This is a genomic window from Pseudomonas sp. P7758 (genome assembly GCF_013386485.1).
Classification (GTDB): Bacteria; Pseudomonadota; Gammaproteobacteria; order Pseudomonadales; family Pseudomonadaceae; genus Aquipseudomonas.
Genome location: NZ_JACARS010000092.1, coordinates 39,660 through 61,169, shown reverse-complemented (window position 1 = coordinate 61,169; position 21,510 = coordinate 39,660). Strand labels below are relative to the sequence as shown.

Below are 21,510 nucleotides of genomic sequence, written 5' to 3'. Positions count from 1 at the left end.
AAGCCCGCTCCCACATTTCAACCGCGTTCCGGCAATGAGATCCTTGAGTCATTTCCACAACCCCGCCATCATGCCACCCCATCGACCACCGCCTTCCCGAGCCCGCCGTGCCTGATTCCTACGTTTTCTCCGAACAAGTCGGCCACCTGCTGCGCAAGGCCTACCAGCGTCACCTGGCGATCTTCCAGCAGAACGTCGGCGACTCCCAGCTCACCGCCGTGCAGTTCGTCACCCTGTGCGCCCTGCGCGATCACGGTGCAAGTTCGCTCACCGAACTGGTCAAGGCCACCGCCGTCGACCAGGCGACCATCCGTGGCATCGTCGAACGCCTCAAGGCCCGCGAACTGATCACCCTCGAACCCGACCCGCAGGACAAACGCAAAGTCGTGGTCAACCTATCCGACTCCGGCGCCGCCCTGGTGCAGCAAACCGTGCCCTGCGCCGCCACCATCACCGAACTGACCCTGAGCAACCTCAACCCCGCCGAACGCGTCGCCGTACTCTTCCTGCTACGCAAAATGATCGAAGACCCCCAAACCTGACCCCGATCCCCTGTGGTGAGGAAGCTTGCTCCCGCTGGACTGCGCAGCAGGCCCATCTTTTGGGGTCGCTTCGCAACCCAGCGGGAGCAAGCTCCCTCGCCACAGGTATTCATCCATCTTCTGGCACCGTTTTTGCTCTACGTTGATGTAGTAACCACTTCACCCGTCAAGTGTGTCGCGAGACCCCAGGTACGCGACGCTTTTTTTGACTGTTTGATGTAGTGGACACTTCACCAAATCCAACGGGCGAAGCGAATGACCAGCCAGAACATCACGGTAACGCTTGAGGTCAACGGCCACACCAGCGAAGTCAGCGCAATGGCCGACACCCCGCTGTTGTTGATTCTGCGCAATGACCTGCAACTCAACGGCCCCAAATACGGCTGCGGCCTGGGGGAGTGCGGCGCCTGCACGGTGATCATCGACGGCGTGGCTGCACGCTCCTGCGTCTTCCCCCTGTCGGGTGCCGTGGGCCGCAACATCGTCACCCTCGAAGGCCTCGGCACCCGCCAGACCCCGCACCCGGTGCAGCAGGCCTTCATCGATGAACAGGCCGCCCAGTGCGGCTACTGCCTCAACGGCATGATCATGACCGCCAAGGCCTTGCTCGACCGCAATCCCAACCCCAGCGAAGCCGAGGTGCGCAGCGAACTGTCTGGCAACCTCTGCCGCTGTGGCACCCATATCGAAATCCTCCGCGCGGTGCTGCGTGCCGCCCGCCAAACGCCTTGAACGTGGATCGATGACCATGACTGACGCAATCCCTTCCCGCGACCAATGGCTGGCCAAGGCCGGCGTCCTGCTGATCGTCGACGATGTGCTGCCACCTTCGGGGCCGGTGGCCAAAGGCGGCACACCGACGGTCAAGCCCAAGGAGCTGGGGCTGTTTATCGCAGTGAACGATGATGGGCTGGTGTACGCCTTCAACGGGCACGTGGACCTGGGCACCGGCATTCGCACCTCCCTGGCGCAGATCGTCGCTGAAGAACTGGACCTGACCATGGACCAGGTGCGCATGGTGCTGGGCGACACCGAGCGTGCGCCGAACCAGGGCGCGACCATTGCCAGCGCAACCTTGCAGATCTCCGCGATTCCGCTGCGCAATGCCGCCGCCGAAGCCCGGCGTTTCCTGCTGGCGCGGGCGGCGCAACGCTGGTCCGTAAATGCTCAAAGTCTCAAGGTCGACGCAGGCGTTATCCGCGGCGAAGACGGGCGCACCATCACTTATGGTGAACTGGTGACGGGCGAGCATGACCAACTGCGCATCAGCGGCGATGCACCGCTCAAGGCCACCGCCGATTACCGCCTGGTGGGCAAGGGCGCAGCCCGGGTGGATATCCCGGGCAAGGCCACCGGCGAACTGACGTACGTGCACGACATGCGCGTGCCGGACATGCTCCACGGTCGGGTGATCCGCCCACCGTATGCGGGCCTGGATTGCGGTGACTTTGTCGGCAACAGCCTGCTGAAGGTCGACGAGTCTTCCATCGCCCATATCCCGGGCATTGTTGCGGTGGTGGTGATCCGTGATTTTGTCGGCGTGGTGGCCTTGCGCGAAGAGCAGGCAATCAAGGCCGCCCAGGAACTGCAGGTGCACTGGAAACCCTGGAACCACCCACTGCCGGACATGAGCGATGTGGAGCAGGCAATCCGCGACAACCCGCGGGTACGCCGCACCGTGCTCGACCAGGGCAACGTCGACGCAGCCCTGGCCGCCGCCAGCCAGCGCATGCCGCGCACCTACCTGTGGCCATACCAGATGCACGGCTCCATCGGCCCGTCCTGTGGCGTGGCGGATTATCAGCCCGGGGGCAGCCGGGTCTGGTCGGGCAGCCAGAACCCGCACCTGCTGCGGGCCGACTTGGCCTGGTTGCTGGAATGCCCGGAAGCGTCCATCGACGTGATTCGCATGGAGGCCGCCGGCTGCTACGGCCGCAACTGCGCCGATGATGTATGCGCCGACGCCTTGCTGCTGTCGCGTGCGGTGGGCAAGCCGGTGCGGGTGCAACTGACCCGCGAACAGGAACACCTGTGGGAGCCCAAGGGCACCGCGCAATTGATGGATGTCGACGGCGGCCTGAACGCCGACGGCAGCATCGCCGCCTATGACTTTGAAACCAGCTACCCGTCCAACGGCGCGCCCACCCTGGCGCTGCTGTTGACCGGCCGGGTCGAGCCGGTGGCGGCGATGTTCGAGATGGGCGACCGCACCTCGATCCCGCCCTACGACATCGCGAACATGCGCGTCACCATCAACGACATGGCGCCGATCGTTCGCGCCTCGTGGATGCGCGGTGTGTCGGCGTTGCCCAACACCTTCGCCCATGAATCCTATATCGACGAACTGGCGTTTGCCGCCGGGGTCGACCCGGTGGAGTACCGCCTGCGTTACCTGAAGGACGAGCGCGCCATCGACCTGGTGAAATCCACCGCCGAACGCGCCAACTGGGCACCGCGTACCGCGCCGATGCAAACCGCGAATGAGGACCACCTGCTGCGTGGTCGGGGCTTTGCCTACGCGCGCTACATCCACAGCAAGTTTCCCGGCTTCGGCGCGGCGTGGGCGGCGTGGGTCGCGGACGTGGCCATCGACAAGCAGACCGGCGATGTCTCGGTGACGCGGGTGGTGATCGGGCATGACTCGGGGATGATGATCAACCCCGCAGGGGTGCAGCATCAGATCCACGGCAATGTGATCCAGTCCACCAGCCGTGTGCTCAAGGAACGCGTGACCTTTGGAGAGTCGACCGTGGCGAGCAAGGAGTGGGGCGGTTATCCGATCCTGACCTTCCCGGAAGTGCCGCAGATCGACGTACTGATGATGCCGCGCCAGGACCAGCCCCCGATGGGCGCCGGTGAGTCGGCCTCGGTGCCCAGCGCGGCGGCGATTGCCAATGCGATCTATGACGCCACCGGCATCCGTTTTCGCGAGCTGCCGATTACTCCCGAGCGGGTATTGGCGGCGCTGAATGCAGGCACCCTGGGCGAGCCGGCGAAGTCCCCGGAAAAGCGCCGCAAATGGTTGTTCGGCTCATTGTTCGCCGCCTTTGGCGCGGTGCTGGGCATGGCTGCTACCGCGTGGCCGTTTCACAGCGAAATTGCCCCGATCACACCGCCCAGCGCCGGAACCTGGTCCAAGGCCACCCTGGAGCGTGGGCGCTTGCTGGCCGCCGTGGGGGATTGCGCGGTGTGCCACACGGCACCGGGCGGTGCCACCAATGCCGGCGGGCTGGCGATGCACACGCCGTTCGGCACCCTTTACAGCAGCAACATCACCCCGGATGAGAAAACCGGGATTGGCAACTGGTCCTACCCGGCGTTCGAGCGGGCGATGCGCGACGGCATTGGCCGCGACGGGCGCAACCTGTACCCGGCGTTTCCCTATACGGCGTTTCGCAATATCAACGATGCCGACATGCAGGCGCTGTATGCCTACCTGATGTCCCAGGCACCGGTGAGCCAGGCACCGGTGCCGAATGCGATGAAGTTTCCGTTCAATATCCGGCCGTTGATGGCCGGCTGGAATGCGCTGTTCCTGCGCCGTGGGGAAATCAGCGTGCAGCCACAGCGCAGCGAGCAATGGAATCGTGGCGCTTACCTGGTCAACGGTTTGGGGCACTGCGCGGCGTGCCATTCGCCGCGCAACCTGATGGGGGCGGAGAAGGGCGGCAAGGCGTTCCTCGCGGGCGGCAGGGTGGACGGTTGGGAAGCGCCGGCCTTGAATGGCTTGTCCAAGGCGCCGACCCCGTGGACCGAAGACCAATTGTTCAGCTACCTGAGCACTGGTTATTCCGATGCCCATGGCGTGGCAACGGGGCCGATGGGACCGGTCGTGACTGAACTGGCGAAACTGCCCAAGACCGACATCCGCGCGATGGCGGTGTACCTGGCTTCGCTGAACGACAGCGGCGCCGCCGAAGCGCAGGTGGTGGCAGCTGCGACGGTGCCCAATGCCAATGGGCGACGGGTATTCGAAGGTTCATGCAAGGCCTGCCATGCCGACGGACAGGGCCCGAAGCTGTTCGGCGTCAGCCCGTCACTGGCGACCAATACCAATGTGCACAGCGATCAACCGGACAACCTGATCAAGGTGATTTTGCAAGGGATCAGCACTCCGGCGACCAAGGATCTGGGTTACATGCCGGCGTTCAAGGACAGTTTGTCGAACACCCAAGTGGCGGAGTTGGCCGCCTACCTGCGCGGGCGCTTCGCACCCCATGCACCGCAGTGGGAAGGCCTGGAGCAAACCGTGGCACACCTGCGAGCCAATCCCGGTACCCATTGATTCACACGGTCAAAAAATGTGGGAGCGGGCTTGCTCGCGAAAGCGGTTCGTCAGTCGCCAAATATATTGACTGATACACCGCATTCGCGAGCAAGCCCGCTCCCACATTTAGATCCAGGTTCTACCGTTGGATGGGCGGTGTCACGCATACCCCGCGCAACACCAGATCACTGATAAACCCCAGCCAATCCCGCTGCTGGGTCTTATCCGCCAAATCCTCCCCCAAAAACGAACTCAGCGTGTGCTGGTTGGAGTTATAGAAGTAGCACAACGAAGCAATCATCAAGTACACATGCTTGATGTCCACATCTTCACGAAACAGCCCCTGGGCCTGGCCCGCTTCGATGATCGGCCGCAACACCCCAACCGCCTCCCCGGACAACCGCCGCAGTTCACCCGACTGCTTCGCATGCTTGCCCTGGTGCAGGTTCTCGATGCTCAGGATCGCCACAAACTCGGGATGCTTGACGTAGTAATTCCAGATAAACCCCACCAGCGCCTGCAACGCTTGCACCGGTGCAGTCAGGTCGAGCTTGAGCTTGCTTTCGGCCTTGTTGAACTGTTCATAGATGTGCTCCAGCACACACACAAACAGGTGCTCCTTGCTGCCGAAGTAGTAATACAGCATGCGGTCGTTGGAGTAGGCCTCGCGGGAAATGCTTTCCACACGCCCGCCGGAATAGCCGTCGCGGGTGAAGACCTTGACCGCCGCCTGGAGAATCCGCGCGCGGGTCTGGTCGGCTTGCTGGGCGCGGATACCGGTCTTCTTGATCACCATCGAAAAGCCTCTGCTGCGCGGCGTAAAGGCCCGGAATATAGCATGGGCATTATTCCGTTACCGACAGGCTCTGTCACAAACGCGGCATAACGCTGGGGCTTGGATCGGAAAAGTATTACTTTCGAGTTCTTCTAATAAACAGAGTAGCCAGGGATGAAATACCAACCGTTTACCCGAACTTTGATTGCCACCGCGCTGGTGCTGACTGTCAGCGGCGTGCAGGCGGCCTCCCAGGCCCCGGTGGCTGGCGAAAATGGCATGGTGGTCACCGCCCAGCATCTGGCGACCCATGTGGGCGTGGATGTGCTCAAGGCCGGCGGCAACGCCGTGGATGCGGCGGTGGCGGTGGGCTACGCCCTGGCCGTGGTGTACCCGGCGGCCGGCAACCTGGGCGGCGGTGGGTTCATGACCGTGCAACTGGCCGACGGCCGCAAGACCTTCCTCGATTTCCGCGAAAAAGCCCCGCTGGCCGCGACCGCCGACATGTACCTGGACAAGGACGGCAACGTGGTCCCGGACCTCAGCTCCAAGGGCCACCTGGCGGTCGGCGTTCCCGGCACTGTGTCGGGCATGGAACTGGCGCTGAGCAAATACGGCACCCTCAAGCGCGCCCAGGTCATCGCCCCGGCGATCAAGCTGGCCGAAGACGGTTTTGCCCTGGAGCAGGGCGATGTCGACCTGCTGCACACCGCTACTGACGAATTCAAGAAAGACAAAGACCTGCGCGGCATCTTCCTGCACGGAGGCGAGCCGATGCTGGTGGGCCAGAAGCTGGTGCAGAAAGACCTGGCGAAAACCCTGCGGGAAATCTCCGCCAAGGGCACCGATGGCTTCTACAAAGGCTGGGTAGCCAAGGCGATTGTGGATTCCAGCCAATCGGGCAAAGGCATCATCACCCAAGCCGACCTGGACAAATACAAGACCCGCGAACTGGCGCCCATCGAGTGTGACTACCGTGGCTACCACGTGGTGTCCGCACCACCACCGAGCTCGGGCGGGGTGGTCATCTGCGAAATCATGAACATCCTCGAAGGCTACCCGATGGCCGACCTCGGCTATCACTCGGCCCAGGGCCTGCACTACCAGATCGAAGCCATGCGCCACGCGTACGTCGACCGCAACAGCTACCTCGGCGACCCGGACTTCGTGCAGAACCCGGTTGAGCACCTGCTGGACAAGGATTACGCCGCCAAACTGCGCGCCGCCATCGACCCGCAGAAAGCCGGGATCTCCCAGGACATCAAGCCGGGCGTTTCGCCCCACGAAGGCAATAACACCACCCACTACTCCATCGTCGACAAGTGGGGCAACGCGGTCTCGGTGACCTACACCCTCAACGACTGGTTCGGCGCGGGCGTGATGGCGAGCAAGACCGGGGTGATCCTCAACGACGAAATGGACGACTTCACCTCCAAGATCGGCGTGCCGAACATGTACGGCCTGGTGCAGGGCGAAGCCAACGCCATTGCTCCGGGCAAGACGCCGCTGTCGTCCATGAGCCCGACCATCGTCACCAAGGATGGCAAGGCGGTGATGGTGGTGGGTACGCCGGGTGGCAGCCGTATCATCACGGCCACGTTGCTGACCATCCTCAACGTGATCGACTACAAGATGAACATCCAGGAAGCCGTGGACGCCCCGCGTTTCCACCAGCAATGGCTGCCTGAGGCGACCAATATCGAACGCTTTGCCCTGAGCCCCGACACCCAGAAAATCCTCGAAGGCTGGGGCCACAAGTTTGCCGGCCCGCAGGACGCCAACCACCTGGCGGCGATCCTGGTAGGCGCGCCGTCCCTGGACGGCAAGCCGGTCGGCAATAACCGTTTCTATGGGGCCAACGACCCTCGGCGCAATACCGGGTTGTCCCTGGGCTACTAAAGCCCGCGGATCAGCTCCAGCACCTCGGCCTTCTTCAGCGGGTGCTTCAGGCGTTGCGAGAGCAGCGCCATGGCCCGCTGATGTTCACAGGCAACTACCGCTTCCACTTCGTCGCCCTGGCAGAGCAGGGCGATGAAGTCGTGGCGCTGCAGGTCGCCTTCCACGTGGAGCTGATTCCAGTGGCGGGGGTGGCCCAGCAGTTCAAAGGTCTTGCCGAAGTGATACGTCCAGAAGAACGGCACATCGGCAAACACCTGTTGTGCGCCCAGCATATTGCGCGCCGCCAGCACCCCGAGTTGCTGCGCCACACGCCAGTGTTCGATGCGCACGGGTTGGCCGTTCCATGGAAAGGTCACCATATCGCCCGCCGCCCATAGTCCGGGCGCGAGGGACAAACCGGCATCGGCTTTCAGCGACTGGTCCTCGGCTTTTTCCAGCCCCTCGACAAACCCCGTGGCAGGCGTGACGCCGACGCCTATCAGTACCAGGTCTGCGGCCAATCTGTGGCCGTTTTTCAGCACCACCGTCGTCACGTCCATGTGGCCTTCCAGGCGTGCAGGCTCGCTGGCGGTGTGGAATATCACGCCGTTGGCTTCATGCAATTGGCGCAGTGAGGCACCGATGCGCTTGCCCAGTTGGGCCGCCAGCGGAATCTCGTGACGGCCCACCACCTGCACCGTCAACCCGCGCTTGCGTAAGGCGGACGCGGCTTCCAGGCCGATAAAACTGTCGCCGATGATCACTGCGCACGAGCCCGGTTGAGCCGCCTTGACGATACGCGCCGCATCGTCCCGGGAGCGCAACACGAACACGTTGTTGAGTACGGTGCCCGGAATATCCAGCGGCCTGGCTTCGCCGCCGGTGGCCAGCAGTGCGGCGTCGTAGTCGAAATGGCGACCGTCCGCAAGCTCGAGGCGCTTGGCTTGAGGGTCGAGATGGCGCACTTCGCCGTGGATCCGCGACGCGTGGCAGGTGGCCTCGTCCAGCAAGGGCGGTGTTTCCTGCGGCGGCATCTCGCCGCAGATGACGAATTTGCTCAGGGCGGTGCGGTCGTAGGCGGGGTCCTGTTCCTGGTCGATCCACAACAACCGGCCGCTGAAACCCTTGCGGCGCAGCGTGGCCACGGCCGCCGAACCGGCTGCACCGGCGCCAATCACGATAAAGCAGCGCGAATCGTTGGTGTGCGGGGCAACGGGCGAGGGCAGTGCCTCGTCGCCCACACTGACCACGCCGTCGTGAATCTCCACCGGGTACTGCTTGAGCTGCACCAGCGCGGGCGGCTCGCAGACCTGGCCGTCATCCACCCGGAAGGCCGCCTTGTGCCACGGGCAAATGATCCTCCCGTCACAGACCACGCCTTGCTCCAGGGGCGCCCCGGCGTGGGGGCAATCCGCCTGATAGGCACGAACCTCGCTACCCGAACGCACCAGCAGGATGTGATGGGCGGCGGTTTCAACACGAACGCCACGGTCTTCGGGCAAGTTGATCAAGCGGGCAACGATGCGCATGTTCATAGGCCAATCTCCTTTTAAGGATTGACCTGTGCCCCGGGTAGAGGACTGCGTTGACCCGATAACCGGTCTTCAGCCCTGCGTGCCAGAGCGTTGAAAGTGGGCCATGCGTAACGAGCGGTGCATGAAAACCGTCCCCGCCGGTCAATCCAGCAGTTGTTCCACAGCTGAAAAGGCCTGGTCCTGGCGTGCTTGCCAATCCCCACGGATGACCCGTAACGGCTGATGATGTTGCTCCAGCCAGTCACGACTGGCCTGGAAAAACGCCAGGCGATCGGCAAACTCCGGCTGGCAGCGCTGGCCATCGGCGGTCCACTCCACGTCTTCCGGCGACAGCAGCAGGTGCAGGTCGTAGTGGCGGGCGAGCAGTTCGCTGTCGAGCCACGCCGGGTAGTCGCCAAACAGGGTCTGGCTCCACAGCTTGTTGGTCAGCAGGTTGGTGTCGAGGATCAGCAACGCCGGCTGCGCGGCGCGGGCGGCATCTTCCCAGGCCAACTGGCCCCGGGCGATCTCCGGGATATCCGCCAGGGTGGTATCGCGCTGGTGGTGGTCGATGAAATCGCGCACGTATTCGCCCACCATCACCCCGCCAAAATGTGCCTGCAACTGGGCGGCCAGCCAGCTTTTACCGCTGGATTCCGGGCCGGCCAGTACCACCACCTTCATGCGTGCAACGCCGGGTCGGCGCGCCATTCACGCCAGCCCTGCACCGCGATCACGGTGAACAAGGCGTAGAGCGCGGCGGTGAGGTACAGGCCTTTGTAGAGGAACAGCCCGACGAAGATCACATCCACGGTGATCCACAACAGCCAGCACTGCACGCGTTTTTGCGCCATCCACATCTGCGCCACCAGGCTGAAGCCGGTCAGGGCCGCGTCCAGCCAGGGTTGGGCGGCGTCGGTCCAGTGGGCCATGGCTGCGCCCAGCAACAGGCTGCCCACAGCACCCACAGCCAGGCCTTGCAGGATCGGTTGCAGGCCCAGGCTGGTGACTTGCCGGCCTTGCTTGACCTCACCGGCGCGGGTCCACTGCCACCAGCCGTAGAGTTGCAGGGCGGCGTAGATCACTTGCAGGAGCATGTCGGAGTAGAGCTTCACATCGAAGAAGATCCAGGTGTACAGCAGCACCATCACCAGGCCGATGGGCCAGCACCACGGGTTCTGTTTAACCGTCAACCAGACAGCGATCACCCCCAGGGCGGCGGCAAACAGTTCAAGCCCGGACATGGCGGTTCCTTGGGGGAGTCGAAGAGGGCGCTGATTGTAACCAATGTGGGAGCGGCGGTGCGACGATAGATCGTTCCCACGCTCTGCGTGGGAATGCAGTTCCGGACGCTCCGCGTCCCGGCTCTGCGCAACGGTGACGCAGAGCGTCACAGGATGCGTTCCCACGCAGAGCGTGGGAACGATCATCGGCGTCAGACCTTGAATTGGCGCAGAAGGCTGTCGAGTTGTTCGCTCAGGCCTTTCAAGTGCGCACTCGCGACGCTGGACTGCTGCGCCGCCAGCGCGGTGCTGTGGGACAAGCCGGCTGCCTGGGTGACGTTCTGGTTGATGTCTTCCACCACATGCGCCTGCTGCAACGTGGCACTGGCAATCGAGGCGTTCAGCCCGTTGAGATTACGCAGCGCCTGGCCGATGGCAGTCAGGCTCGCTCCCGCTTGGCCTGCTTGTTCGATGGTCAGTTGCGAGGCCTGGTGGCTGTCACTGATGACCTTGACCGCTGCCTCCGAATGGCCTTGCAGGCGCTCGATCATCACCTGGATCTCTGCCGTGGATTTTTGCGTGCGCTGGGCCAGCAGCCGTACTTCGTCGGCCACCACCGCAAAACCACGGCCTTGCTCCCCGGCGCGGGCCGCTTCGATGGCGGCGTTGAGGGCCAGCAAGTTGGTCTGGTCGGCAATCGAGCGGATCACTTCCAGCACGCCGCCAATCTGCGTGCTTTCAGTCGACAGCGTCCGGATCACCTCCACGGCCTGGCTGATGGTGCCGGAGAGCTGGTCGATCCGTTGCAGGCTGCCATCGATATTGAGCTGGCCCTGTTCGGCCTGCACCTGGGCATCGCGCATTTCGCTGGCGGCATGCTCGGCATTTTTGGCCACGTCCTGTACGCCATAGGTGACTTCATTGATCGCCGTCGCCACCAGTTCCATCTGCTGCGATTGCTGTTGGCTGCGGTCATGGGCATCGCTGGCGTTGCTGCCCAGCTCGGTGGACGACTGGCCCAAGGCGTTGGCGCAGGTCTGCAACTGGCCTACCACCTGCCGCAGCTTGGCGGTAAAGCTGTTGAAGTGCCGCGACAATTGAGTGACTTCATCCTGGCCATGGGTGTCGAGGGTGCGGGTCAGGTCGCTTTCGCCACTGGCGATATTGGCCATCGCATTCACTGCCTGCTGCAACGGGCGCACGATGCTGCGGGCTATCAGCACTACCAGCAGGGCCATGATCAGCGCGATCACCAGGCCAACCACCGAGGCTTTCCACACCTGGCCGCGGAACTCGCCTTGCACGTCATCGACATACACGCCGGAACCGATGATCCAGCCCCAGGGTTCGAACAGCTGTATATAGGAGGTCTTGGCCACCGGCGCATCGGCGCCGGGTTTGGGCCAGCGGTAATTCACCATCCCGGCGCCCTTGGCCTTGGCCAGGATCACGAACTCGTTGAACACCGCAAAGCCGTCCGGATCGCGGATGGCCGACAGGTTCTGGCCGTCGAGCTTGGGGTTGGCCGCGTGCATGATCATCACGGGCGTGAGATCGTTGATCCAGAAGTAGTCGTCCTTTCCGTAGCGCAAGCCACGTACCGCGCTCAAGGCTTGCTTCTGCGCCGCTTCACGGCTCAGGACGCCGCTGGTTTCGAGGCTGTGATAATAAGTCAGGATCCCGCTGGCGGTTTGCACCACGCGCTGGGTCTGCTCACTCTTGGCCTGGTACAGGTCGCCATGAATCTGCTTGAGCATAAGCAGGCCGAGGGTTAGCAGCATCAGCACGGCGACGATCAGGATCAGCCAGAGGCGCCGGCTGATAGACATATTGCGCAAACTGTTCATGGTCCTGTCACTCCGTGTTCTTATAATTTTGGGTGCTGCATCGACATTTCCGGCTTGTCTGATAGGCTTTCGGCCCAGAATCAAAAAACCTGAGTCCTGCCTGATTTTTCACGGAATTTTCGCAGTTCGGCCTTGATTATTTGCGCTGTGCTTGCAGCGCACTCTTCGTTAGTGAACGTCTAAAAAATATCAACGAGGCATGCCGTGGGCATGACCTTTGGGGGAATCGATGGATCTTTGGACCGCCGTACAGGCACTGATACTCGGCGTTGTAGAGGGGCTGACGGAGTTTTTGCCGATCTCCAGTACCGGGCACCAGATTATCGTGGCCGACTTGATCAACTTCGGTGGCGAACGCTTTGAAGCGTTCAATATCATCATCCAGCTGGGCGCGATCCTGGCGGTGGTGTGGGAGTTTCGACGCAAGATCCTCGACGTGGTCATTGGCTTGCCGACCCAGCGCAATGCCCAGCGTTTCACCGTCAACCTGATCATTGCCGTATTGCCGGCGGTGGTGCTGGGGGTGATTTTCGCCGACCTGATCAAACACTACCTGTTCAACCCGATCACCGTTGCGGCGGCGTTGGTGGTGGGCGGCGTCATCATGTTGTGGGCCGAGCGCCGCCAGCATGAAGTGCACGCCGAAACCGTCGACGACATCACCTGGAAGGACGCGATCAAAGTCGGCTTCGCCCAGTGCCTGGCCATGATCCCGGGCACCTCGCGCTCGGGCGCTACCATCATTGGCGGCCTGTTGTTCGGCCTGTCACGCAAGACCGCCACCGAGTTCTCGTTCTTCCTGGCGATGCCGACCATGGTCGGCGCAGCGGTGTATTCGGGCTACAAGTACCGTCACCTGTTCCAGCCGGATGACCTGCCGGTGTTTGCCATCGGCTTTGTCACCTCGTTCATCTTCGCGATGATCGCGGTCAAGGCGCTGCTCAAGTTCATCGCCAGCCACAGCTACGCGGCGTTCGCCTGGTACCGGATCGCCTTCGGCCTGGTGATCCTGGCCACCTGGCAGTTCGGCTGGATCGACTGGTCGGCCGTCAAGCCATGATCATCCAGCATCCACGCTTCAAGGCGTTGGTGTTTGCACTGTTGTGCGCCGCGCCGCTGCTTGGTGCGGCGCTGCTGGGGTACCGCGGGGTTTCGCTGATCCCGCTGGTGGCCTATGGCGTGGTCAGCGTGGTGGCGTTCCTGTTGTACTGGAGCGACAAGCGCAAGGCTCGCGAAGACAGCTGGCGCACCCCGGAAAACGTCCTGCACGCGGTGGAGCTGGCAGGCGGTTGGCCGGGGGCGTTGATTGCCCAGCAGGTGTTCCGCCACAAGACGCGCAAGGTGTCTTATCAGGTGGTGTTCTGGCTGATCGTGTTGCTGCACCAGGTGTTCTGGATTGATCAGCTGTTCCTGGGTGGCACGCTACTCTCGATCTTCTAGCAACAAGCCGACCTGCGTGCGCTTGGGCAGCTTGCTCACCACCAACTGGTGGGAGCGCTGCAACAGGCCACGCAGTTCCTCGGCGCCCAGCGGGTAGGGCGTTTCCATGATGATCCACTGCGCCCGCGCCAGGTACGGCGCCGGGTGGATGCCGGGGCGATCCACATGGCCCAGGAACAGCTCCTTGTCGACCTTGAACGCCAGCGAGTCACCCCGCAGGTTCTGCAAGGCAAACATCTTGTTGCCGGCAATCGAAAACACCCGCACGCCGCCCCATTTGTAATCTTCCCGCGCGCCGGGCAAGCCCAGGCAAAACGTGGCGACTTGTTCTTCGGTCATTCTCATAGCAAACGGTCTCCGCAACCTTTGAAGGCGTTATCCAGGTGGTCGATCCAGGCCCGCACGGCTGGCAACACGCCGCGCCGATGTGGGTACACCGCCTGCAACCAGCCGCCCGGCAATGACCATTCGGGCAAGAGCTGCACCAATTGGCCGTTGGCCAATTCCTCCTCGCAATACATCATCGGCAGCACGGTAAACCCCAGGCCGGCGAGGGCGCAGGCCTTGCGTACCAGGAAATCATCGATCCCCAGCCGCGCTTCCATCACCAGGTCGTGGCTGCTGCCCTCCGGGCTGAGCATGCGGAAGTGCACCATGCGGTCTGCTTCCAGGGCGCCCAGCACCGGCAGTTGCTTGAGGTCTTCCAGGGTGTCGATCTGCCGCTCACGCACAAAGTCGGGGCTGGCGACAATCGCGGTCTGGGCCTGGCGCAGGCGCTTGGTCACCAGCAGCGGGTCTTCATCCCCAAGCTCGCGCACGCGCAAGGCCACATCAATGCCTTCGGCCACCAGGTCGACGCGGCGGTTGACCAGGTTCATCTCCAACTGCACCAGCGGGTTGGCGGTGAGAAACTCCGCCACCACGGTCTGCAGGAATTGGTGAGCCAGGCCCACGGGGCTGCTGACCCGCAGCCGACCGCGGGGTTCGCTGGACATGCTGGCCACTGCCTCGTCGGCCATTTCCGCCTCCAGCAGCATTGCCTGGCAGTGGCGCAGGTAGCGTTCACCCACGGCGGTGAGGGTCAGTTGGCGGGTGGTACGTTGCAGCAAGCGGGCGCCGAGGCGTTCTTCCAGCTCGGCAATGCGCCGCGACAGCCGCGACTTGGGAATCCCCAGCAGTCGCCCGGCAGCGGCGAAACCGCCGGCTTCCACCACCTTGGCGAAGTAGTAGAGGTCATTCAGATCTTGCATGGTCGGCCTATTGTCCTGTCAGTGGGACGAATAATCGCATATTGCCTGACTAATCGCTGATTGGTTTCATCTGTAGGCTTATTTCCATTCCGTCGCCCTTGGCGATGCTTACTTGGAGATTAACCATGAAACTGTTGCATATCGATTCCAGCATCCTCGGCGACAACTCGGTTTCCCGTCAGTTGAGCGCAGGTGTCGTCAAGACCTGGCAGGCGGCCGAGCCAGGCGTTGAAGTGACCTACCGTGACCTGGCCAGCGAAGGTATCAACCACTTTTCCGGCGTGACCCTGGGTGCACTGGGCACCGCTGCCGAACTGCGTGATGCCGTACAGAAACATGAAGCCGAGCTGAGCGCCAACACCCTCGCCGAATTCCTCGCGGCCGACGCCATCGTCCTGGCTGCGCCGATGTACAACTTCACCATCCCGACCCAACTCAAGGCCTGGATCGACCGTATCGCCGTCGCCGGCCAGACATTCCGCTACACCGAAAACGGTCCTGAAGGCCTGGCCGGTGGCAAGAAAGTCATCATCGTGTCGACCTCCGGCGGCCTGCACGTTGGCCAGCCGACCGGTGTGGCTCACGAAGACTACCTGAAAGTACTGCTGGGCTTCCTCGGCATCACCGACATCGAAATCGTCCGCGCCCACGGCCTGGGCTATGGCGATGAAGTGCGCAGCAAGGCGATCAGCGACGCCAACGCAGTGATCAACGAACAATTGTTCGCCGCAGCGTAAGACTTGTGTAAATTTTGCTGTTCCTCGATATCAATCTGATTCGAGGCGCCTAAACTCTGTATTCTGCTCGCCTGAAAAGCGATCGGAGTACGGAGTTTTTTCGTTTACCCGCTGTCACTACTTTGGCCCAGGTTATGCACGCATGGGTAAACCCTGCCAGTCCGAGCGCCTGAACCATGGATACTTCAACAGCTACGCGGGCTTACGCAACAAAGGTGGACATCCCCATGATGCGTCTTTGTGCAGTCTTGGTTCTCTCCCTGCTCGGCGGCCTGATTTCAGTGCAAGCCGCGCCCGCGCCGCACCCCCATTGGAGTGTGGGCTTCCACCGCATGACTTTTCTCGACCCGCTGGATCTGCAGCCGATGAAAGCCGTCGCGTTCTACCCGTCCACCGGCCTGGAACACACCACTCAGGTGGGCGCTTATCACATCGCCGCCACTGAAGACTCGAAAATCGCCATCGGCCGCTTTCCAATGCTGATGCTGTCCCACGGCAATACCGGCACGCCCCTGGCCCTGCACGACCTCGCCACCTCCCTGGCGCGCAAGGGGTTTGTGGTGGTGGCGGTGCTGCACCCTGGCGACAACTACAAGGATCACAGCCGGCTGGGCACCTTGAGCAACCTGTACGGGCGCCCGATCCAGATTTCCGAAGCGATCACCGCCACCCTCGGCGACCCGATGCTGTCGCCATTCGTCAACGTCGACCAGGTAGGCGTCATCGGTTATTCGGCCGGTGGCGAAACCGCGCTCATCCTCGCCGGCGCCAAGCCGGACCTCGACCGCCTGCGCCGCTACTGCCAGCAGCGCCCGGAAGATCGCGACGCCTGCACCACCAAGGGCGAGTTGATCGTCGACCGCGACGACCTGCAACCGCAGGCCGACCCGCGTATCCATGCCTTGATGTTGATGGCGCCGTTGAGCCTGATGTTTGGCCGCCACACCCTGGCGGACGTGCATGTACCGGTACTGCTCTACAGCGGCGACGGCGACAAGCTGGTGGCCGTGGACAAGAACGCCGAGGCCCTGGCGCGCAAACTGCCGGAGCCGCCGGACTTCAAGCTGCTGGCCGGGGCAGGGCACTTTGTGTTCATGGCGCCTTGCGACGAGAGCCAACTGGCCGCGATGCCCGCCATGTGCACCGATGCCGACGGGGTTGACCGTGAAAGCATCCACCGCGACCTGATTTCCGAGGCCGGGCGGTTCTTTAATCACACCCTCGGGCAATCCACCCGGGCGGGCTTGCAGACGGCTGATCAGTAAGCGCGGCGCTTGAGCAGCAACGTCAGGCCCAGGCCGGTGACCGAGAGCAGGGCGGCGCAGAAGAAGATCCACGAGTAGCCCAGGTTCAGCGCCACCGCACCCATCACCGGCCCGGCAATGGCCAGCGCCAGGTCAAAAAACACCGCATATGCACTCAACCCGGCGCCCCGGCTGCTGTTGGGCACCTGCTTGATCGCCTCCACGCCCAGCGCCGGGTACACCAGCGACAGACCAAAGCCGGTCAGCCCGGCGCCGATCAAGGCCACGCCGGTGGACGGTGCCAGCCACAACAGCGTCAGGCCCAGGGTTTCGATGGTCATGCAGGCAATCGCCGCGGTGAAGCCGCCGAAGCGGTTGATGGCAGAGATAAACACCAGCCGTGACAGGATGAAACACACGCCAAATACCGTCAGGCACCAGGCTGCGCCGGTCCAGCCACGGCTCAAGTAGTAGAGGGTGATAAACGTGGTGAGTGTGCCGTAGCCAATCGATGCGAGACACAGGCTGGCGCCAAACGGCGCGATACGCCCGAATACCGCCCAGAAGGGCAGCCGCTCGCCGCGCACCACGGGCACCGAAGGTTTGTTGCGAATCAGCAGCAGGCCCAGGGCGGAAAGTGCCGTGAGGGCGATTCCGAGGCTGGTGTAGCCGTAGTCGGCAACCATCACCACCCCAAGCGGCGCACCAATGGCAATCGCACCGTAGGAGGCGATGCCGTTCCACGAGATCGATCGTGCCGTATGTTCGGCACCGACCGCGCCCATGCACCAACTGATGGTGCCGACGCCGATCAGGCCCTGCGCGACGCCGAGTAACAGCCGGCCGACAATCAATATGCCGAGGCTTAGCAACGGCAGGCTTTGCACCAGCGTGGCGATGAACGTCAGCACCCCGCTCAGCAGAATCCCGCTCAGGCCCAGCACGATAGCGCGCTTGGTGCCCACGTTGTCCGACATGCGCCCGGCCATGGGGCGGCTGAGCAGCGTGGCCAGGTATTGCGAGCCGATGGTTATCCCGGCGACCACCGCGCTGAAACCAAGCTCACCGTGGACATAGCCGGGGATGACGGCAATCGGCAGGCCGATACAGATAAACGCGATAAACGTGTAGAAAACGATGGAGACGATCTGCAGGGTGATCGACAAGGAGCTAGGGGCGGCGGGCTGTGTGGCAGGCATGGGGACTCGTTCGCGGGCGGGCGGTGAGGGCATCATGGCAAGGGCTTGGGGTAAAAGGAAGCAGGCTAACTATATTTGATGATATTGCGGCCCGTGCCTATCCGGCTTTGGATCCATGGGGCCTCCCTGGCCCGGGACAACTAAAGCTGACGCGGTAAAGTGTGGGAGCTGTCGAGCTGTAGCAAGGCTGCGAAGGCGGCGGCATGGTCAATAAAGATGTTGCCTGGCACACCGCTATCGCGGCCTCGCTAAAGCTCGACGGCTCCCACAGAAAAGCAGAGCCATATCCCAAAAAAAAGCCCCATCACACTGGACGGGGCTTTCGCATTTCAAACTACCGGCGGCTCTTAGAAAACCACACCCTGACTACGCAGGTAATCGTCATAAGTCCCGCTGAAGTCGATCACCCCACTCGGGCTCAGCTCGATGATGCGGGTGGCCAGGGACGACACAAACTCCCGGTCATGGCTGACAAAGATCAGCGTACCCGGGTAGTTCTCCAACGCCAGGTTCAGCGCCTCGATGGACTCCATGTCCAAGTGGTTGGTCGGCTCGTCCATGATCAGCACGTTCGGCTTTTGCAGGATCAGCTTGCCGAACAGCATGCGACCTTGCTCGCCACCGGAAATCACCTTCACCGACTTCAGGATCTCGTCGTTGGAGAACAGCATGCGGCCCAGGGTACCGCGAACCACTTGCTCGCCTTCCTTGGTCCAGCGGCCCATCCAGTCGAACAGGTTGGACTCGTCTTCGAAGTCCGAAGCATGGTCCTGGGCGTAATAGCCCAGTTCAGCCGCGTCGGTCCACTTGACCGTACCGGCATCCGGGGTCAGTTCGTTGACCAGGGTACGCAGCAGGGTGGTCTTGCCGATACCGTTCGGGCCGATGATCGCCACGCGCTCGCCGGCTTCAACCTGGAAGCTGAAGTCCTTGAACAGCGTCTTGCCGTCAAAGCCCTTGGCCATGCGATCGACGATGACCGCCTGGCGGTGCAGCTTCTTGGTCTGGTCGAAGCGGATGAACGGGCTGACGCGGCTCGATGGCTTGACTTCGGCCAGCTGGATCTTGTCGATCGCCTTGGCACGGGAAGTGGCCTGCTTGGCTTTCGAGGCGTTGGCCGAGAAGCGGCTGACGAAGGATTGCAGCTCGGAGATCTGCGCTTTCTTCTTGGCGTTGTCCGACAGCAACTGCTCGCGGGACTGGGTCGCCACGGTCATGTATTCGTCGTAGTTGCCCGGGAACAGGCGCAGCTCGCCGTAGTCCAGGTCGGCCATGTGGGTGCAGACGCTGTTCAGGAAGTGACGGTCGTGAGAGATGATGATCATCAGGCTGTTACGCTGGGTCAGGATGTTTTCCAGCCAGCGGATGGTGTTGATGTCCAGGTGGTTGGTTGGCTCGTCGAGCAGCAACACTTCCGGATCGGAAAACAGCGCCTGGGCCAGCAATACACGCAGCTTCCAGCCTGGTGACACTTCACTCATCGGGCCGTTGTGCTGCTCGATGCCGATACCCAGGCCCAGCAACAACTCACCGGCGCGGGATTCGGCGGTGTAGCCGTCCATCTCGGCGAAGTCGGTTTCCAGCTCGGCCACGGCCATGCCGTCGTCTTCGGTCATTTCCGGCAGCGAGTAGATGCGGTCGCGCTCGGCCTTGACCTTCCACAGCTCTTCGTGACCCATGATCACGGTGTCGAGTACGGTGAATTCTTCGTAGGCGAACTGGTCCTGGCGCAGTTTACCCAGGCGCACGTTCGGCTCCAGCATGACCTGGCCGCCCGACGGGTCGAGGTCGCCACCGAGGATTTTCATGAAAGTCGACTTGCCGCAACCGTTGGCACCGATCAGGCCATAACGGTTGCCTGCGCCGAACTTGACCGAAACGTTCTCAAATAGCGGCTTGGCGCCGAACTGCATGGTGATGTTAGCTGTGGAGATCAATTACTTTACCTATCAATAGCTTGGAGTGCGCTAATTTGAGCCGGGCCCATTTTGTGGCCCAGGCCAACGGGCATACGTCGGCAGCGACATCAAGGCTTGGGGCCCAGTCGCTGAGCAGAAAAATGGGTGCATGTTGGAATTTGGCGCGCATTGTCGCATATGTCAGGCGGGAGTTGTATGGCGCTGCACGGATGGATTCGCCCGAGTCTCCGGCATTGCCACCCACACCAGCCCCAATGCGACGGCCGCCACGCCGGCCAGGGTCAGGAACGCGGCGTTGTAACCCGCCCACTGCACGACAAAACCTGCCAGGCTGCTGCTCAAGGCCGCGCCGAGGCCGAATGCCGTGGACAGCGCGCCCAGGCTGACATTGAAGCGTCCGGTGCCCTGGGTGAGGTCTTTGACGATCACCGGAAACAGCGCGCCGAACACCCCGGCGCCGACCCCGTCAAGCATCTGCACCGCCACCAGCCAATAAGGATCACTGGACAGCGTATACAACACGCCCCGCAGCGGCAGGATCATGAAACCGGCGAGCAGCAACGGCTTGCGCCCCCACACGTCGGCCCTCACGCCCACCAGCCAGGCCACCGGCACCATCACCAACTGGGCCGCGACGATGCAGGCCGAGGTCAGCGGCGTGGCCATCTGCAGGTTGATCTGCGACAGCTTCTGGCTGACCAGCGGCAGCATGGCCGCATTGGCCAGGTGAAACAGCGCGCAGCAGATGGCAAACAGCATCAAGGGCCTGTTCGCCAGAAGCACGGCCAATCCCGACGGTTGTTCATGGCCGGTGCCATGCGCAGGGTCGAAACCCCGTGCGACTTCGTGGTCGATTGCCTGGGCTGACACGCAGCTGACCGCGATGACACTCGCCGCAGCCATGACTGCCATCAGATAGAACACCGCCACCGGGCCGAACAGGTAGGCGAACCCACCAGCGAGCAGGGCCGCCACCGCGTTGCCGGCGTGGTTGAAGGTTTCATTGCGGCCGGTGCGCCGGGTAAAAGCGCGCGGCCCGGTGATCCCGAGGGAAATCGCCGAGATGGCCGGCGCAAACACCGAGGCCGCCGCTGCACTGGCCGCCTGGGTCAGCGCCACCAGGCTGAAGGAGCTGACGAAGGGCAGGAGCAGGCAACTGGCAGTCACCAGCAGCGCGGCGATCACGATCACTGCCCGTTTGCTGCGGGTTCGGTCAATCAATGCGCCGGCCGGCGTCTGGGTCAGAAGGGCCGCGATGCCGGCCAGTGTCATGACGACGCCGATGCTGGCGGGGTCCCAGTGGTGCACGGCCAGCAGATAAATCGCCAGGTACGGCCCCAGTCCGTCACGCACGTCCGCCAGGAAGAAGTTCAGGCTGTCCAGGGATAGGGTGTTGCGCAGGTCAGAGCGAGTGGCCATGGCACGGTCTTCAGGCAAGAGGTCGGTAGCAGTAGTGACCCATGGCGTGAAGGTATAGTTTCTGAAGGCGGCGTTGCACTCGTATGGCAATACAAGCAAAAACATTTACAAAGTGGAGCCATTTGCATCGAAAAATAGCGCTGATCGAGGCTTTTTCAGGGCTTTTTATTGTTAACAGTTGAACATCCAATAAGCCTGGCTTATTTTCCGTCCGTTCGCCCTACAGTGAAGGCTCTTTACCGGTTCAAGGATGGCG

18 protein-coding genes are annotated in these 21,510 nt (G+C 62.5%); 8 read left to right on the top strand and 10 right to left on the bottom strand.

Going from position 1 to position 21,510, the window contains the following annotated elements; translation table 11 throughout:
• Window positions 1-107: 107 nt before the first annotated feature.
• The 3 genes from HX873_RS20210 to HX873_RS20200 all read left to right on the top strand — a co-directional run bounded on the left by HX873_RS20210 (window position 108) and on the right by HX873_RS20200 (window position 4,827).
• Complete coding sequence (locus HX873_RS20210; RefSeq protein ID WP_003215338.1) at window positions 108-542, top strand: MarR family winged helix-turn-helix transcriptional regulator; 435 nt, start codon at window positions 108-110, stop codon at window positions 540-542.
• A 255-nt stretch (window positions 543-797) separates the two neighbouring features.
• The gene (locus HX873_RS20205) at window positions 798-1,274 is read left to right on the top strand and encodes a (2Fe-2S)-binding protein (protein ID WP_008436149.1); all 477 of its coding nucleotides are present in this window, start codon (window positions 798-800) and stop codon (window positions 1,272-1,274) included.
• A 16-nt stretch (window positions 1,275-1,290) separates the two neighbouring features.
• Window positions 1,291-4,827 (top strand): molybdopterin cofactor-binding domain-containing protein, encoded by a 3,537-nt coding sequence (locus tag HX873_RS20200; protein ID WP_177123101.1) that lies wholly within the window; start codon window positions 1,291-1,293, stop codon window positions 4,825-4,827.
• Window positions 4,828-4,948: 121 nt separating this feature from the next.
• On the opposite strand, the gene HX873_RS20195 is transcribed toward HX873_RS20200, so the two are convergent.
• Complete coding sequence (locus HX873_RS20195; protein WP_177123100.1) at window positions 4,949-5,605, bottom strand: TetR/AcrR family transcriptional regulator; 657 nt, start codon at window positions 5,603-5,605, stop codon at window positions 4,949-4,951.
• 153 nt (window positions 5,606-5,758) lie between these two features.
• On the opposite strand from HX873_RS20195, the gene ggt reads away from it, so the two are divergent.
• On the top strand, window positions 5,759-7,483 hold the full coding sequence (gene ggt, locus HX873_RS20190) for a gamma-glutamyltransferase (protein WP_003215346.1): 1,725 nt from the start codon (window positions 5,759-5,761) through the stop codon (window positions 7,481-7,483).
• On the opposite strand, the gene HX873_RS20185 is transcribed toward ggt, so the two are convergent.
• The 4 genes from HX873_RS20185 to HX873_RS20170 all read right to left on the bottom strand — a co-directional run bounded on the left by HX873_RS20185 (window position 7,480) and on the right by HX873_RS20170 (window position 12,046).
• The gene (locus tag HX873_RS20185) at window positions 7,480-8,997 is read right to left on the bottom strand and encodes an FAD-dependent oxidoreductase (protein ID WP_177123099.1); all 1,518 of its coding nucleotides are present in this window, start codon (window positions 8,995-8,997) and stop codon (window positions 7,480-7,482) included. The two genes, ggt and HX873_RS20185, sit on opposite strands and share 4 nt — an antisense overlap.
• A 141-nt stretch (window positions 8,998-9,138) precedes the next feature.
• On the bottom strand, window positions 9,139-9,660 hold the full coding sequence (locus HX873_RS20180) for an AAA family ATPase (RefSeq protein WP_177123102.1): 522 nt from the start codon (window positions 9,658-9,660) through the stop codon (window positions 9,139-9,141).
• The gene (gene pnuC, locus HX873_RS20175) at window positions 9,657-10,220 is read right to left on the bottom strand and encodes a nicotinamide riboside transporter PnuC (protein WP_177123098.1); all 564 of its coding nucleotides are present in this window, start codon (window positions 10,218-10,220) and stop codon (window positions 9,657-9,659) included. The genes HX873_RS20180 and pnuC overlap by 4 nt, the downstream gene beginning before the upstream one ends.
• A 191-nt stretch (window positions 10,221-10,411) precedes the next feature.
• Window positions 10,412-12,046: a methyl-accepting chemotaxis protein gene (locus tag HX873_RS20170; RefSeq protein ID WP_177123097.1), complete on the bottom strand. Its 1,635-nt coding sequence runs from the start codon at window positions 12,044-12,046 to the stop codon at window positions 10,412-10,414.
• 229 nt (window positions 12,047-12,275) lie between these two features.
• Here HX873_RS20170 and HX873_RS20165 point away from each other — a divergent pair, with 229 nt between their 5' ends.
• The gene (locus tag HX873_RS20165; protein ID WP_003215357.1) at window positions 12,276-13,106 is read left to right on the top strand and encodes an undecaprenyl-diphosphate phosphatase; all 831 of its coding nucleotides are present in this window, start codon (window positions 12,276-12,278) and stop codon (window positions 13,104-13,106) included.
• A complete protein-coding gene (locus HX873_RS20160; protein ID WP_177123096.1) occupies window positions 13,103-13,486 on the top strand; it encodes a DUF1294 domain-containing protein in 384 nt (127 codons plus the stop codon). Before HX873_RS20165 ends, HX873_RS20160 begins: the two co-directional genes overlap by 4 nt.
• Here the strand turns inward: HX873_RS20160 and HX873_RS20155 are convergent.
• Together HX873_RS20155 and HX873_RS20150 are read right to left on the bottom strand one after the other, a co-directional pair.
• Window positions 13,469-13,831 (bottom strand): MmcQ/YjbR family DNA-binding protein, encoded by a 363-nt coding sequence (locus HX873_RS20155; RefSeq protein ID WP_032899493.1) that lies wholly within the window; start codon window positions 13,829-13,831, stop codon window positions 13,469-13,471. The genes HX873_RS20160 and HX873_RS20155 overlap by 18 nt on opposite strands.
• On the bottom strand, window positions 13,828-14,736 hold the full coding sequence (locus tag HX873_RS20150) for a LysR substrate-binding domain-containing protein (RefSeq protein ID WP_177123095.1): 909 nt from the start codon (window positions 14,734-14,736) through the stop codon (window positions 13,828-13,830). The genes HX873_RS20155 and HX873_RS20150 overlap by 4 nt, the downstream gene beginning before the upstream one ends.
• A 125-nt stretch (window positions 14,737-14,861) precedes the next feature.
• On the opposite strand from HX873_RS20150, the gene HX873_RS20145 reads away from it, so the two are divergent.
• Complete coding sequence (locus HX873_RS20145) at window positions 14,862-15,473, top strand: FMN-dependent NADH-azoreductase (RefSeq protein ID WP_003215366.1); 612 nt, start codon at window positions 14,862-14,864, stop codon at window positions 15,471-15,473.
• Between the two features lie 227 nt (window positions 15,474-15,700).
• Window positions 15,701-16,738 carry a dienelactone hydrolase gene (locus tag HX873_RS20140; RefSeq protein ID WP_008436172.1) on the top strand — a complete coding sequence of 346 codons (1,038 nt, stop codon included), beginning with the start codon at window positions 15,701-15,703 and terminating at the stop codon, window positions 16,736-16,738.
• Here HX873_RS20140 and HX873_RS20135 read toward each other — a convergent pair.
• The 3 genes from HX873_RS20135 to HX873_RS20125 form a co-directional block, all read right to left on the bottom strand.
• Complete coding sequence (locus HX873_RS20135; RefSeq protein WP_177081646.1) at window positions 16,732-17,916, bottom strand: MFS transporter; 1,185 nt, start codon at window positions 17,914-17,916, stop codon at window positions 16,732-16,734. The two genes, HX873_RS20140 and HX873_RS20135, sit on opposite strands and share 7 nt — an antisense overlap.
• A gap of 347 nt (window positions 17,917-18,263) precedes the next feature.
• Window positions 18,264-19,853, bottom strand: a complete 1,590-nt coding sequence (locus HX873_RS20130; protein WP_008436174.1) for an ABC-F family ATPase — start codon at window positions 19,851-19,853, stop codon at window positions 18,264-18,266.
• A 162-nt stretch (window positions 19,854-20,015) separates the two neighbouring features.
• Window positions 20,016-21,254 carry an MFS transporter gene (locus HX873_RS20125; RefSeq protein ID WP_177123094.1) on the bottom strand — a complete coding sequence of 413 codons (1,239 nt, stop codon included), beginning with the start codon at window positions 21,252-21,254 and terminating at the stop codon, window positions 20,016-20,018.
• Window positions 21,255-21,510 lie beyond the last annotated feature (256 nt).